The organism is Brachybacterium fresconis (genome assembly GCF_017876515.1).
GTDB classification, from domain to species: domain Bacteria; phylum Actinomycetota; class Actinomycetes; order Actinomycetales; family Dermabacteraceae; genus Brachybacterium; species Brachybacterium fresconis.
Window position 1 is genome coordinate 2,619,223 of sequence record NZ_JAGIOC010000001.1, and the last position, 13,200, is coordinate 2,632,422.

The 13,200-nt window shown below is 72.2% G+C and carries 11 protein-coding genes; 8 read left to right on the forward strand and 3 right to left on the reverse strand.

The features are described 5' to 3' along the window. Positions 1-185 precede the first annotated feature (185 nt). The 5 genes from JOF44_RS11785 (at position 186) to JOF44_RS11805 (ending at position 6,300) form a co-directional block, all read left to right on the forward strand. Positions 186-1,673: a gluconokinase gene (locus tag JOF44_RS11785; RefSeq protein ID WP_209891399.1), complete on the forward strand. Its 1,488-nt coding sequence runs from the start codon at positions 186-188 to the stop codon at positions 1,671-1,673. Positions 1,674-2,075: 402 nt separating this feature from the next. Continuing rightward, positions 2,076-3,044, forward strand: a complete 969-nt coding sequence (locus JOF44_RS21160; protein WP_209891402.1) for a CPBP family intramembrane glutamic endopeptidase — start codon at positions 2,076-2,078, stop codon at positions 3,042-3,044. After that, positions 3,041-4,429: a sensor histidine kinase gene (locus JOF44_RS11795; RefSeq protein WP_209891405.1), complete on the forward strand. Its 1,389-nt coding sequence runs from the start codon at positions 3,041-3,043 to the stop codon at positions 4,427-4,429. The genes JOF44_RS21160 and JOF44_RS11795 overlap by 4 nt, the downstream gene beginning before the upstream one ends. Then, a complete protein-coding gene (locus JOF44_RS11800; RefSeq protein ID WP_209891408.1) occupies positions 4,426-5,091 on the forward strand; it encodes a response regulator in 666 nt (221 codons plus the stop codon). The genes JOF44_RS11795 and JOF44_RS11800 overlap by 4 nt, the downstream gene beginning before the upstream one ends. 285 nt (positions 5,092-5,376) lie before the next feature. After that, entirely contained in the window at positions 5,377-6,300 is a 924-nt protein-coding gene (locus JOF44_RS11805) for a DUF559 domain-containing protein (protein WP_245348928.1), read from the forward strand. A 519-nt stretch (positions 6,301-6,819) separates the two neighbouring features. On the opposite strand, the gene JOF44_RS11810 is transcribed toward JOF44_RS11805, so the two are convergent. The 3 genes from JOF44_RS11810 to JOF44_RS11820 all read right to left on the reverse strand — a co-directional run bounded on the left by JOF44_RS11810 (position 6,820) and on the right by JOF44_RS11820 (position 10,743). Further along, positions 6,820-8,091: a mannitol dehydrogenase family protein gene (locus JOF44_RS11810; RefSeq protein WP_209891411.1), complete on the reverse strand. Its 1,272-nt coding sequence runs from the start codon at positions 8,089-8,091 to the stop codon at positions 6,820-6,822. After that, on the reverse strand, positions 8,091-9,530 hold the full coding sequence (gene uxaC / locus JOF44_RS11815) for a glucuronate isomerase (RefSeq protein ID WP_209891414.1): 1,440 nt from the start codon (positions 9,528-9,530) through the stop codon (positions 8,091-8,093). The genes JOF44_RS11810 and uxaC overlap by 1 nt, the downstream gene beginning before the upstream one ends. A gap of 211 nt (positions 9,531-9,741) precedes the next feature. Then, a complete protein-coding gene (locus tag JOF44_RS11820; RefSeq protein WP_209891417.1) occupies positions 9,742-10,743 on the reverse strand; it encodes a LacI family DNA-binding transcriptional regulator in 1,002 nt (333 codons plus the stop codon). A gap of 359 nt (positions 10,744-11,102) precedes the next feature. Between JOF44_RS11820 and JOF44_RS11825 the strand changes: the two genes are divergently transcribed. Genes JOF44_RS11825 through JOF44_RS11835 form a run of 3 tightly spaced genes read left to right on the forward strand, consistent with a single transcriptional unit; the run spans position 11,103 to position 13,155 of the window. Further along, on the forward strand, positions 11,103-11,726 hold the full coding sequence (locus tag JOF44_RS11825; RefSeq protein WP_209891420.1) for a hypothetical protein: 624 nt from the start codon (positions 11,103-11,105) through the stop codon (positions 11,724-11,726). Further along, complete coding sequence (locus JOF44_RS11830) at positions 11,723-12,127, forward strand: BlaI/MecI/CopY family transcriptional regulator (RefSeq protein WP_209891423.1); 405 nt, start codon at positions 11,723-11,725, stop codon at positions 12,125-12,127. Before JOF44_RS11825 ends, JOF44_RS11830 begins: the two co-directional genes overlap by 4 nt. After that, positions 12,124-13,155: a M56 family metallopeptidase gene (locus JOF44_RS11835; protein WP_209891427.1), complete on the forward strand. Its 1,032-nt coding sequence runs from the start codon at positions 12,124-12,126 to the stop codon at positions 13,153-13,155. The genes JOF44_RS11830 and JOF44_RS11835 overlap by 4 nt, the downstream gene beginning before the upstream one ends. The last annotated feature ends 45 nt before the right edge of the window (positions 13,156-13,200 follow it).

Genomic DNA, 13,200 nt, shown 5'->3' on the forward strand with positions numbered 1-13,200 from the left:
TGCCACCGGCGTCCGCTTCCTGCCGACCGGACGAGACGGCCGGGCAGATCGCGTCTCGCCCGTGGCAACCGACGGCGCAGTGCTCGCGCTCGCGCGGGCCCCTCGTATGCTGGCCCGACGCCGCGCGCTCACGCATCGGTGCTCGACGGGGCGCAGGCGACTCATCCGATCCGCAGGAGACAGCCATGCCTCGCTTCAACATTTCCGCCGACGACGCCCACGGGCCCCTGGTCGTCGGGATCGACATCGGCTCCGGCGGCACCCGTGCCGCCGTCTACGACGTCAGCGGGCGTGAGGTCGACAAGCTGGCCCACAAGGAGTCCCACGAGTTCACCGTCGGCGACGACGGGGCCAGCACGATCGACGCCGACCAGGTCGTCGAGGAGATCCGCACCGCCCTCGGCGTGGTGCTCGGCGGCGAGCTGCCCGGCACCGTCCGCGGCATCGGCTTCGACACCTTCGCCTCCTCGCTGGTCGCGGTCGACGCCGACGGCCGCGCGATCACCCCCTGCATCACCTACGCGGACACCCGCTGCCACGCGCAGGTCACCGACCTGGCCGCACGGCTCGACATCGACGAGCTGCACGAGCGCACCGGAGCCCGCCTGCACTCCTCCTACACCGCGCCCCGCCTCGCCTGGCTGCGCGAGGAGCACCCCGAGGTCTTCACCCGCACCGAGCGCTTCATGGCGCTGGGCGAGTACGTCGCCTTCCGACTGCTGGGCACGGCGGCGCTGGGCACTGCCTCCGCCGCATGGTCGGGGATGATCGACCGCCGCACCGGTCAGTACGTGCCCGAGGTGCTCGAGGCCATCGGGGTCCAGGCGTCGGCGCTGGGCGAGGCCCTGGATCCCGACGACGCACTGCCGGTGGCCGACACCCCGCTGGCCGAGGAGTTCCCGCAGCTCACCGAGGCGGTGTGGCTGCCGGTGATCGGCGACGGCCTGGCCGCGAATCTGGGCATCGGGGCGCTCGGAGCCGGCACCTGGGGCATCTCCACCGCCACCTCCGGCGCGATCCGCCAGCTGCTGGACACCGAGATCTCCTCCCTGCCCAGCGGCCTGTGGGCCTACCGGGTCGACCAGCGCCGCACCCTGGTCGGCTCCGCCATGAGCGACTGCGGGCGGGTGCTGGACTGGGCCCGCTTCCAGCTCGGCATTCCCGAGGACATCTCCGAGACGGATACCGAGACCCTGTTCTCGGCACCGCCGTCGAACGGGACCCCGCTGGTGATCCCGTTCTTCTCCGGGGAGCGCGGCACCAAGTGGCGGGGCTCCTCCCGGGCGCTGTTCGCGAACGTCGGCGCCTCCACCACCGCCGAGGACATGCTGCGTGGGGCGATGGAGGGCGTGGCCCTGTCATTCCTGCGCATCGCCGACCAGATGCGCGAGGCCGGCGGCGAGCCGGAGCGGATCGTGCTCTCCGGCGGGATGACCGAGGCGATCCCGGCCTGGCTGCACCTGCTGGCCGACGCGCTCGGTGCTCCCATCGATCACGTCGCGGTCTCCCGCTCGACCATGCGCGGCTCCGCCGTGATGGCCCTCGAGCAGGCCTCCCCCGGCACCGCCGTGGCCGAGGCGCCCGTGCTGCGCCGCGTCGAACCGGTCGCCGAGAACGCCGCGCACTACCGCGAGCGCCTGGAGCGCTTCGAGAAGCTCGCCGACCTCGCCTGACAGGGCACGACGTCAGCCCGAGCGACCCCGAAGACGCACCACCCTCAGCCCGCACCACCCCCAGGCGCACCACCTCAGCCCGCACCACCCCCGGGCGCACCACCCTCAGCCCGCGGTTGCGCGCTGTGCTTCCACTATGGGAAGCACAGCGCGCAATCGCGCGTAGTGGACCGGGCCGCGGCACGTGGACCGGGCCGGCCCCGGCCCCGGCCTCGCCTCGGTCCCGGTCTCGGTCTCGGTCTCGGTCTCGGCTCCGGCGTGTCCGCCACCGGCGTCGGCCGTTTGCACCTTTCGGAGGAGGCCACCGGATTCATCCCTCCTGATCTCGCTCTCACCTGCGTAGATGCCTAGCTTTGAGACGTGCCCATCACCTGGGCATCGACGACGACGAAGGGATCTCCCGTGACCACCACCGACCGCCCACCAGCCCTCTCCCGTCGGCCCCCGACGGCTCCCGGGCACGACGGCGTGCTCGCCGCCGTCCGGAGCCATCCCCTGCTGACCTTCTTCCTGCTGGCCAACGGGCTGAGCTGGCTGGCCTGGCTGCCGTACATCCTGTCGTTGAACGGCCTCGGGGTGTGGGGCATCGCGTTCCCCGCGCTTCTGGGCAGCAGCCAGCTGCTCGGTGTCCTGCCCGGTGCCTACCTCGGCCCGATCGGCTCCGCGCTGCTGGTCACCGCGATCGTCGACGGTCGCGCGGGGCTGCGCCGCTGGGTCGGCAGGCTGCTGCGCTGGCGCGTGAACTGGCGCTGGTACGCCGTCACCCTGTTCACGGTGCCCGCCGCCGCACTGCTGGCCGGGCTGGTGTTCTCCGGTGGCGAGGTGCATGCGCCCTCGACCGCCGTGCTCGTGGCGTACGTGCCGCTGCTGATGTTCCAGATGGTCGCCACGGGGCTGGCTGAGGAACCGGGCTGGCGCGACTTCGCCCTGGCTCGTATGCAGTATCGCTTCGGCCCGCTGCGCTCCGCGTTCCTGCTGGGGCCGCTGTGGGGCATGTGGCACCTGCCGCTGTTCCTGACCGAATGGGGAGGCTGGCCGGACTCGAGCTGGACCCGACCGATCGTGTTCGTGGTCTTCTGCATCTCCTTCAACATCGTGATGAGCTGGGTGTTCAACCGGACCGGGGAGTCGCTGCCGCTGTCGATGCTGATGCACGCCGGGGTGAACACCTTCGCCTCCACCCTCGCGGTCGACATGTTCCCGACCCTCGACGCCGAGCGCTCCCTGCTCGCCTTCACCGTGGCCGCGGTCATCGCCGCAGCGATCCTGCTGGTCAGCACCCGTGGCCGGCTCGGCTTCCCGGGGACCGCCCCGACAGCACGCGGCGGGGCGGGGGCCCCGGCCGAACCCGCACTAGGCTCTCGTCCATGACCTCCGACACCTCGCCACGCAGGGCGGTCGCCATCGCGACCGCCCTCGCGTGCTGGGTGCTCGCCCTGGTGCTGCTGGCAATCGTGCCCTCCCTCGTCCCGCCCGACGGGGCCGCCCCAGGAGCCCTCACTCCCCAGTGGTCGGGCCGCTGGTGGGCCACCGCCGGGACGATCACGCTCCAGTCCGCCGCCCTGCTGGTCGTCCGACGGGCACCGATCACCGCGGTGGGGATCATCGCCGCGCTCGCGCTCGCCCTGGGGCCGGTGGCCCCCGGCGTCGCGTACACGCTGTCGCATCTTCCCGTGCTGGTGGCCGTGTTCCTCGCAGCCCCTCGCCGTCCGTGGGGCACGATCCGCCTCGTGCTGACGGCGACGGCTCTCGCGATCACCCTGGGCACGCTCGCCAACGCCCTGCTCAGCGGGCTCGGGACGATGCCCGGCGTGCTCGGCGAGGCGCTCGTGCAGGGGGCCGGGGTCGTCGGGATCACCGCTCTGGTCTCCCTCGCGCTGGCCTCGATCCGGACGGCGCGCGAGGCGCAGCGCCTGGAGCTCGCGGCCCTGGACCGCGAACGGGATGCGCTGGCGCGCGAGCGGGAGGCGCTGGTCCGCGCCACGGCCTCCGAGGAGCGCGCGGCGATGGCCCGCGAGCTGCACGACATCGCGGCGCATCACCTCTCCGGGATCGCGCTGGTGGCCGCCGCCGCGGACCGTCAGATCGATAGGGATCCGCGGGCCGCGCACGAGTCCGTGCGCCAGGTGCGCACCCAGACCCGCGCCGTGCTCGACGACATCCGACGAGTGGTGGGGCTGCTGCGCGAGAGCGGGCCCGCCGAGCGGTCCGTCGAGAATCTCGCCACCGTTTCGGCGCTGGTCGGAGCCCGCGCCGAGGCCGGCATGCCCGTGCGCCTGGAGCAGATCCCCCCGTCGGGCGCCGGCGCGGTCGGCGACGGTATCGGTCCGCTCGCACAGCTGGTCGCGTACCGGATGATCCAGGAGGCCCTGACCAACGCCGCCGAGCATGCGCCGGGCGCGTCGTGCCTGGTCACGATCGACGACACGGAGGCGGCGGAGCTCGTGGTCACGGTGCACGACGACGGCGCGATGGCAGGGGGCGATGCGGACGATGCCACCCGTGCGGGGGATGCCGATGATGCCGGCAGCGGAGGAGGCTACGGCCTGATCGGGATGCGAGAGCGGGCCGGACTGATCGATGCCGAACTGGAGCACGGGCCGACGGCCGACAGCGGCTGGCGCGTGCAACTGAGGATCCCCCGCGACCGCACCGGCGTCCAGGCTCCCTCCGACGACCGGGAACGGGGCCGGAGGCTGGAGCAGGAGCAGGAGCAGGAGCAGGAGCAGGAGCAGGAGCAGGAGCAGGCACGATGATCCGGGTTCTGCTCGCCGATGACCAGCCGCTGGTGCGCGCCGGACTGTCCGGCCTGCTCGCGGCCGAGGAGGACCTCGAGGTGGTCGGTGCCGCCGCCGACGGGCAGGAGGCGCTGACCCTGGCTCGGGAGCTGCAACCCGACATCGCCTGCCTGGACATCCGCATGCCCGGTCTGGACGGCATCGAAGCCACCCGCGCCCTCACCGCGGCGGAGCCCCCGATCCCGGTGCTCATCCTGACCACCTTCGACCTCGACGACTACGTGTTCGGCGCCCTCGAGGCCGGAGCGGCAGGATTCCTGCTCAAGGACGCCGAGCCCGAGGTGATCATCGAGTCCGTGCGCCACGTCGCCGCCGGTCAAGGCACCCTCGACCAGTCGCTGACCCGGCGCATCCTGACCGAGTTTGTCCAGCGGCGCAGTCTGCAACCGGTCACCGCGCGGGGCGCCGAGGGGCTGCTCACCGCCCGCGAGCTCGAGATCCTGGGGCTGCTCGCGCGGGGCATGTCCAACGAGGAGATCGCCCGGGAGCTGGTCGTGGAGATCACCACGGTCAAGTCGCACGTGGCGCGCATGCTGCCCAAGCTCGGCGTGCGCTCCCGCCTGCAGGCCGTGGTGTGGGCCTACCAGAACCGCATCGTCACCGTGCCCGACGGGTCCTGAGGCACGCCTCCAGGGTCGCGACACCGCGACACCGCGACACCGCAACACCGCGGCACCGCGATTGTGCGCTCCACTTCCAGTCTTGGAAGCACAGCGCGCAATCGCGCCGTGGACGGAGTGGGCACGATCGCACCGGGCCGCACAGCGCGCAATCGCGCCGTGGACGGAGTGGGCACGATCGCACCGGGCGCAGGCCGGTCCGGGATCGTTCCTCCCCAAGCCCTATCCGTCCACAGCCGGGACGATGACAACCCGCGGGGACCGGCATCTCCCTACCGTCGCACCATGACGCCCCGTTGGTCCCCGAACCCCCGCAGCCTTCTGCGCCGACAGGAGCTCCTGACGCGTGGCGTCCATCCCCGTCGCCTCGCCTCGGAGGAGTTCACGGAGGTCATTCCCGGCTTCTGCACCCCGACCGATGCGCCGGCCGACCTTCAGGTGATCGCCCGGGTGCTGCAGCGAGAGGTCAGCCCCGACGCGGTGATCAGCCACGTCACCGCCGCGGAGCTCCTGCGGCTCCCCCTCCCCTTCTCGCAACGACACGACGAGCTGAACCGGATCCACTGCACCGTTGCGCCCGAGAAGCGTCGGAGGCTTGGCCCACGCGTCACGGTCCATGCCCGGCGCCCGGCACCGACCCGACGATGGCGGGGACTGACGATGAGCGCGCCCGTCGAGCTGCTGAGCGATCTCGCCGGCGAGCTCACCACGCTCGAGCTCGTCCAGGCGTGCGACAAGCTCGTCGGACCGCAGGCCGAGCGTCCCCGCGTCTCCCTGCGCGAGTTGCAGGAGCTCGTTGACCATGCTTCGGGAATCCCCGGCATCAACCAGGTCCGGCAGGCCGTGACCGAGGCACGGGAGCTGGTGGATTCGCCGAAGGAGACCGAGCTGCGGCTTCTCCTGACGGAAGAGAACTACGTCGAGCCCGAGATCAATGTCTGGGTCCGAGCTCCGAAGACCGGCGAGAACTTCCGTCTGGACCTGTCCTACCCCTGGCTGAAGATCGCCATCGAGTACGACGGGGACTGGCATCGCACCGACAGGGCGCGCCATCGACGGGACCGTCGCAAGGACGATGTGCTGCATGAGCTGGGGTGGCGGGTCGTGCGCGCCACGGACGAGGATCTGTCGTCACCCAGCAACTTCTTGGGCAGGCTGGCCCACCTCGGTGCTCCGCAGCTCCGCGCCGCGCAGATGCTCGTGGGGTGAGGTGCGGCAGGGGCATCGGGTCACGGAACGGCGGCCACGGAAGGGCGGTCACGGAAGGGGGGTCACGGGCACTGCGGAGTCGTGGAACTCGTCGGCATGAGCTGCCCATTCGTTACTCTGCTCACGCCATTGCGCTCTGAGCTTCCAAGAGCGGAAGCACAGCGCACAACCGCGTCACCGAGCCGGCCGCCATCGCCCTCGCACGGCCGTGCCTGCACTTCCGTTCCCGAAAACTCACGCCATTGCGCGCTGGGCTTCCAGTATCGGAAGCACAACGCGCAATGGCGTGAGCGTGCCTCGAGGCGGGGGCGAGCCGTGTCGGAGACCCCGACCAGCACCATCGGATCCAAGACCACCCCATTGCGCGCTGGGCTTCCAAGAGTGGAAGCAGGGCGCGCAATGGCGTCAGGGTCACGCCAGGCGCGCCGTCAAGGTCACGCCAGGCGCGCCGTCAAGGTCACGCCAGGCGCGCCGTCAGGGTCACGCACGACGGGCGCGAGAGCCGCCCGAGGCGCGGCCTCAGGGGCGCGGGAGGCGCTTCTCCTCGGCGATGACGGCATCGACCAGGGGATCGACGGCGGGGACGTCGAGCAGGTCCAGCAGCGCGCTGATCCGGTCGGTGGTGTTCTCCAGGACCGCAGCAGCAGCGATGGCCTCTGCCTGCGGATCCTTGACCTCGTGCCCGGCACGCACGCGCTCGGTGACCCAGGCGGTCCAGGCGGCGACGGCGGCGACTTCGCCGGGGGCCTTCTCGGGGCCGCCGAGCTCGGCGATCACCGGCAGCGCGCGCACGGGCAGCTTGGCGCTGCCGTCGGCGGCGATGCGGATCAGGTTGTCCGCCAGGCGCGGATTGCGGAAGCGCTCCTCGAGGGCCGCGGTGTAGGCATCGAGGTCGGCGGCGGGCAGGTCCAGCGTGGAGCGGGCCTCGGACCACAGCTGCTCGACCAGGGCGCGCACCTCGCGGTGCCTGATCGCCTCGTCGACGCGCTCGAGGCCGGCGACCTGCCCGGCGTAGGCCATGAGGGTGTGGGCGCCGTTGAGCAGGCGCAGCTTGCGCAGCTCGTGGAGCTCGAGATCGTCGGTCAGCTGCACCCCGGCCTTCTCCCACTCGGGGCGACGGCCGCGGAAGCTGTCCTGGACGACCCACTCGGTGAAGGGCTCGGTGACCACCGGGACGGTATCGGCCAGGCCCGTGCGCTCGGTGACCAGCGCGGCAGCGCCCTCGTCGGCCGAGGGGGTGATGCGGTCGACCATGGTGGAGATGACGTCGACGTGGCCGGCGAACCAGGTGCGGGTCTCCTCGTCGGCCGCGGCGAGCACGGCCTCGCGCAGCACGTCGCCGTTGCCAGTGAGGTTGTCGCAGGAGACCAGGGCGATCGGGTCGGTGACCCCGGCTTCGCGGCGGGCCTTCAGGCCCAGCGCCAGGCGCGCGGGAGCGGAGGTCGCGGGATCGTTGCCGGCGGCGTAGCCCTTCTCGGTGATGGTCAGGGTGACCACGGCGGTGAAGGGATCGGCGACCAGACGCACCAGAGCGTCGACGTCATCGGCCGGGTGCACCTCGTCGATCACGTCGACGATGCTGACCTCGTCGTCCTCGGCGCCGCGCACGATCAGGCCGTACTGGCCGTCCTGGGCGTTCAGCGCGTCGGCCATCGCGGCGGTGCGGCCGGTGAAGGCGCTGACGGACCAGCCGCCGGCCCGCTGCGTGGCGACCAGGGTGTGGGCGCGGGCGAAGTTGCCGATGCCGAGGTGGACCAGGCGGCCCACGTCGGAGGGTGCGGGAGTGTTCATCAGTTCTTCTCTCCTGCAGCGTCGCCGAGGCGGAAGACCTCGCGGGGCTGCTGATCGGGCAGGGTGGTGGCGATCTCCCGGGCGTCCTCGAGACGCATCCGGTGCTCGGCGACCAGGCCTGCGAGGTGCGTCGCGTCGAGGCGGCGGGACATGTCGTGGCGCGCCGGGATCGAGCAGAACGCCCGGGTGTCGTCGATGAAGCCGCTGGTGCGCGAGTAGCCGATGGTCTCGGAGACGGCGCGGCGGTAGCGCAGGATCGCATCCGGCGCGTCGATGAACCACCACGGGGCGCCCGCGTACACGGAGGGGTACACGCCGGCCAGCGGGGCGATCTCGCGAGAGAAGACGGTCTCGTCGATCGTGAACAGCACGGTGCGGAAGTTCGCCTCGTGGCCGACGTCGTTCAGCATCGGTGCGATGTGGTGGACGTAGTCGACGGCGACGGGGATGTCGAAGCCGACGTCGGGCCCGAAATTCTGGAACATCGACTCGCTGTGGTTGCGGTACACGGCGGGATGGATGGTCATGACCAGGCCGTCCTCGGCCGCCAGGCGCGCCTGGTCGGCGAGCAGGTGGCGACGCAGCGCCACGGCATCGTCGGCGCCGATCGTGCCGGAGCGGGCGGCGCCGTACAGGCGGCGGGCGTCCTCGTCGGCGAGGCGTGCGGTGCCCGGGTCGATGTGGGCATGATCCGAGGAGGCGGCGCCGTGGTCGCGGAAGTACAGGCGGCGGGCGCGCATGGCCTCGTGGTAGCCGTCGTAGGTGCCGACGTCGACGCCGGCGGCCTCCCCGAGGGCATCGGTGAGCACGGGGAAGTCGGGACGGCCGGCCTCGAGGTACTTGTCCGGACGGAAGGTGGGGATGACGCGCCCGGTGAAGTCCGCATCGGCCGCGAGCGCGTCGTGCGGGGCGAGATCGTCGACGGGGTCATCGGTGGTCGCCATGACCTGGATGCCGAAGCGCTCGAAGAGGGCACGGGGGCGGAACTCGGGCTGGGCGAGTTTCTCGGCGAGCGCGTCGTACATCGCGTCGGCCGTGCGCGGGTTCAGCACGGTCTCCAGGCCGAAGACCTCGTAGAACTCGTGCTCCATCCAATAGCGCGAGGGGGTGCCGGCGTAGGCGTGCCAGTGCTCGGCGAGCAGGCGCCAGGCCGCCCGGGAGTCCTTCTCGTCCAGCGGGCCGCGGCCGACGCCGAGGTCGGCGAGGTCGACGCCGCGGGCGTGCATCAGCCGGTTGACGTAGTGATCCGGGGTGATGAACAGCGAGGTCGGGTCGCGGAAGGGCTCGTCGTCCAGCAGCAGCCGGGGGTCGACGTGGCCATGCGGCGAGACGATGGGCTGGTCCTTTATCCCGTCGTAGAGGTCGCGCGCGATGTCCCGGACAGCGGGGTCCGCGGGCAGCAGTCGGTCGGGGTGGGGCACGTAGGCGTCGTCGCTCATGGAGCCATCCTCCCGCGAGGGGCCGCTCCGGGTCCCCCGGTTGTCATCGGTTGCCGACCAGGTCAGGGCCGAACAGAGCGCTTTCCCAGGTCATGGGCACCCAGCGTACCGGTGGGCTCGGGCCGACGGGGCGAGCTCAAGCACCGCCGGCGACGGCGCGGGTCGCAGAGCCGTCGTGCCGCCAGGCCGTCGGGCCGTCGGGCCGTCGGGCTCAGCCCTTGCCCCGCGGGCCGGTCGTGCCGCGCGGCACCAGGCGCACGGGCAGGGAGCCCTCGACCGGGGTGCGATGGGCCGAGGGGTTCTCGATCCGTCGCACGAGGCGTTCGACGGCCGCGCGGCCCTGAGCCCGTTTCGGGGTGACGACGGTGGTGAGCCCGCCGCCGATGAAGCGCGACAGCAGGATGTCGTCGTGACCCATGACCGACAGCTCGGAGGGCACCTTCACCCCCGCCCGCAGCGCCGAGACCAGGAACCCGAAGGCGACCAGGTCGTTGTAGCAGACCACGGCGTGCGGCAGGGAGTCGCGCAGCTCCTCGAAGGCCTGCTCCCCGCCGACGGTGGTCGGGGCGAAGGGGCCGTGGCGCTGCACCACCAGGCCGTTCGCCCGGGCAGCGGCGCGGGCGGCACGCCACCGCTCGCTGTCGGACCAGGAGTTCACGGGGCCGGCGACGTAGGTGACAGTGCGGATGCCGTTCTCGGCGAGGTGCGCCATCGCCTGCTGCATCCCGTGCTCGTAGTCCGGCGTCACGGAGTCCAGGCCCGCGACGCGGCGGTTGAGGACAACGACGGGGATCCGCTTGGTGAGGTGGTTCAGCGTCGCGTCCGACAGCCGGGTGCCGGACAGCACGATCCCGTCGACGACGTTGATCGCGCTCTCGAGGCTCGAGCGCTCCCGCACCTCGTCCTCCACGGTGTCGAGCAGGAGCATCAGGAAGTCCTGTTCATGGGCGGATTCCTGCATGCCCGAGACGAGCTCGGCGAAGTAGGGGTTGGTGAGGTCGGCGATCTCGATGCCGAGCCGGTGGTGACGCTCGTCGCGCTCCTGCGCATCGGGGGCGGCCGTGCGGTAGTTCAGCTGCTTGGCCGCGGCCATCACCGTGGCGTGCGTGGCAGCGCTGACGCGGCCGGGCCGGGAGAAGGCCCGGGAGACGGTCGACGGCGCGACCCCGGCGGTCTTGGCGACGTCGTAGATCGTCACGCGCTTGTCCGCCACCTGGTCGCTCCGTCCTCGCCTGCGCGGCGATGCTCTTCCGTGCGGCGCGGTCCGATGCTGCCGGGGTACGGTGGAACACGCCTGGTCCTGAGGATGAACTCTACCCCGCCGACGCGGCAACCAGCGGCAACCCCGAGAGGTCCGGGGCTCGCGGTCTGCCGGACGCGGTGCGGCGACGGCGGCTGCCGGCGGCCCGGATCACCCAGCTGGGGCAGGCGGCGGCCTTCGGCGGCGCACTCCCGCGCACGCTGCGTCCACGGTGAACTGCCGAGCGAACGGCCGGCTGACAGAGCTGGGGTGCCGAGACGTCACCGACAGTCGACTATGCACAATAGTCGTCGATGTCGCATAGTGGCGTCATGGAACGTTCCGGGGAGTGGATGAGACGAGCGCGGGAGACGCTGGCTCTGGCCGGCACGGCACTGCGCGCCTGGGGGCCGCGCCAGGTGTCCGTGGCGATCGCCGCGGGGACGGCCGTCGCCCTGGTGATCGGTCTGGCGACCGTGCTCATCCCCAATCCGGTCTTCGCGCGCGAGATCCCGACCGTGCCGTGGAACTACCCGGTATGGATCCTCACCTCCGTTCTGATGGGGGTGCTCGTCGCGACCTACGTCCAGCCGGACGCTGAACCCTCCGGCGCGACCGCCCGGGATGCCGCCGAGGCCGGGCGGGATGTCGAGGCGACCGCACAGCCGGCCACCTCGGACACCAGCGTGCCGGTCGACGCCTCGGAGCGGCGCAGCGCCCGCGCCGGCGGAGCGGCCGGGATCCTGGCCTGGTTCGCCGTCGGCTGCCCGGTGTGCAACAAGATCGCGCTCATCGCGCTCGGCTACACCGGGGCGCTGACCTGGTTCGCCCCGCTGCAGCCGTTCCTGGCGGCGGTCGCCCTGGTGCTCGCGACCCTCGCCGTGGTGTGGCGCTTGCGCGGACAGGTCGCCTGTCCGCTGCCCACCGTCGGCCGACGGGCGGTGACCTCGCCGTGACCGCCGCCGACCCTTCCCCCGACCGTTTCGAGCCCGTGCCCCTCGGCGCCCTCGAGCAGCAGGTCATGGATGCCCTCTGGGACGCCGGCGAGCTGACGGTCCGTGAGGTGATCACGGCGCTCGGCGACGTGCACGCCTACACGACCATCGCCACCGTGCTGACCAATCTCGACCGCAAGGGCATGATCCGCTCGCGGCGCCAGGGCCGCTCCGTGCACTACTCCGCCCGGCGCAGCCGCTCCGAGCATGCCGCGCTGGTCATGGAGCACGCGCTGTCGGCCAGCAGGGACCGTCGGGCCTCGATCGTGCACTTCGTGGAGACCATGGACCCCGGCGAGGTCGACCTGCTGCGCTCGTACCTCGATCAGCACCCCGGATCTGCGGGGAGGGACGGCGGATGAGCGTGCTGACCCCTCCCCTGATCATCGCGCTCCTGCTGGTCACGAGCGCCGTGGCGGGCCCGGCGCTGCTGCGCGCGGGGGCTCCGCTGCTCATGCGGGTCCCTCGCGCCGCCGTCGCGGTGCTGCTGACGTCCCTGGGCACCTGGCTGCTTGCGGCCGCATCGCTCAGCCTGCTCCTGGCCTGGACGCTCACGGGACCCGATCTGCTGCCCGGGGCCGTCGGCGAGGTGTGTCAGCGCTGCCTGGACGCCTCCACACCCTTCACCCCCGACCAGACCGTCGAGACGGCTCTGCCGATCGCGGTCCTCGTGGCCCTGCCGGTCCTCGGCGCTGCCGCGGTGCTCGTCCTCGGGGCGCGGCGCGCGGTTCGGGCCCGCTCCGCCGCTCGGGACGCGGCCCGGGACATCACTGCCGGTGCCCGCGCTGTCCGCCTCGCCGGTCACGACGTCTGGCTGGTCCCCGACGAGGAGCCCGCGGCCTTCGCGCTGCCCGCCGGCCTCGGCGGGATCGTGGTCTCCGCAGGGCTGCGACGGGCCCTCAGCGACGCGGAGCTGAGGGCCGTCCTCGCCCATGAGGGCGCTCATCTGCGCCAGCGTCATCATCTGGTGCTGTCGGCGACGCGCTCCCTCGCGGAGCCGCTGCGCTGGATCCCGCTCGCGGCGGCGATCGCCGACGCGGTCCCGCGCTATCTCGAGATCGCCGCCGACGAGAGCGCCCGCCGGTGTTCCGGAACCCGTTCGCTGGCCAGTGCTCTGTTGAAGATCGGTGCCCCTGTCCGCCCCGCGACCTCGGCGGCCGCTGCCCCCGCGACGGCCGCTGCGCCGGCAGGTCCGCTGCTGCATGCGGGGCTGCTGCACGCGGGTGGTCCGGATCGCATCCGCCATCTGGTCGCGCCGGCCGGGACGGGATCGGCTCTGCTGCCGACGGCACTGCTGTCCGGGCTGATGCTCGCCCTGACCGCCGTCATCGTCGCCGTGCACGGCCCGTACCTGCAGGTGCTGCTCGCGGGGTGCGCGATCACCGGCTGAGGCCGCCGACGTCGGTCAGCGCTGAGACTCCTCGCGGTGCCGGTC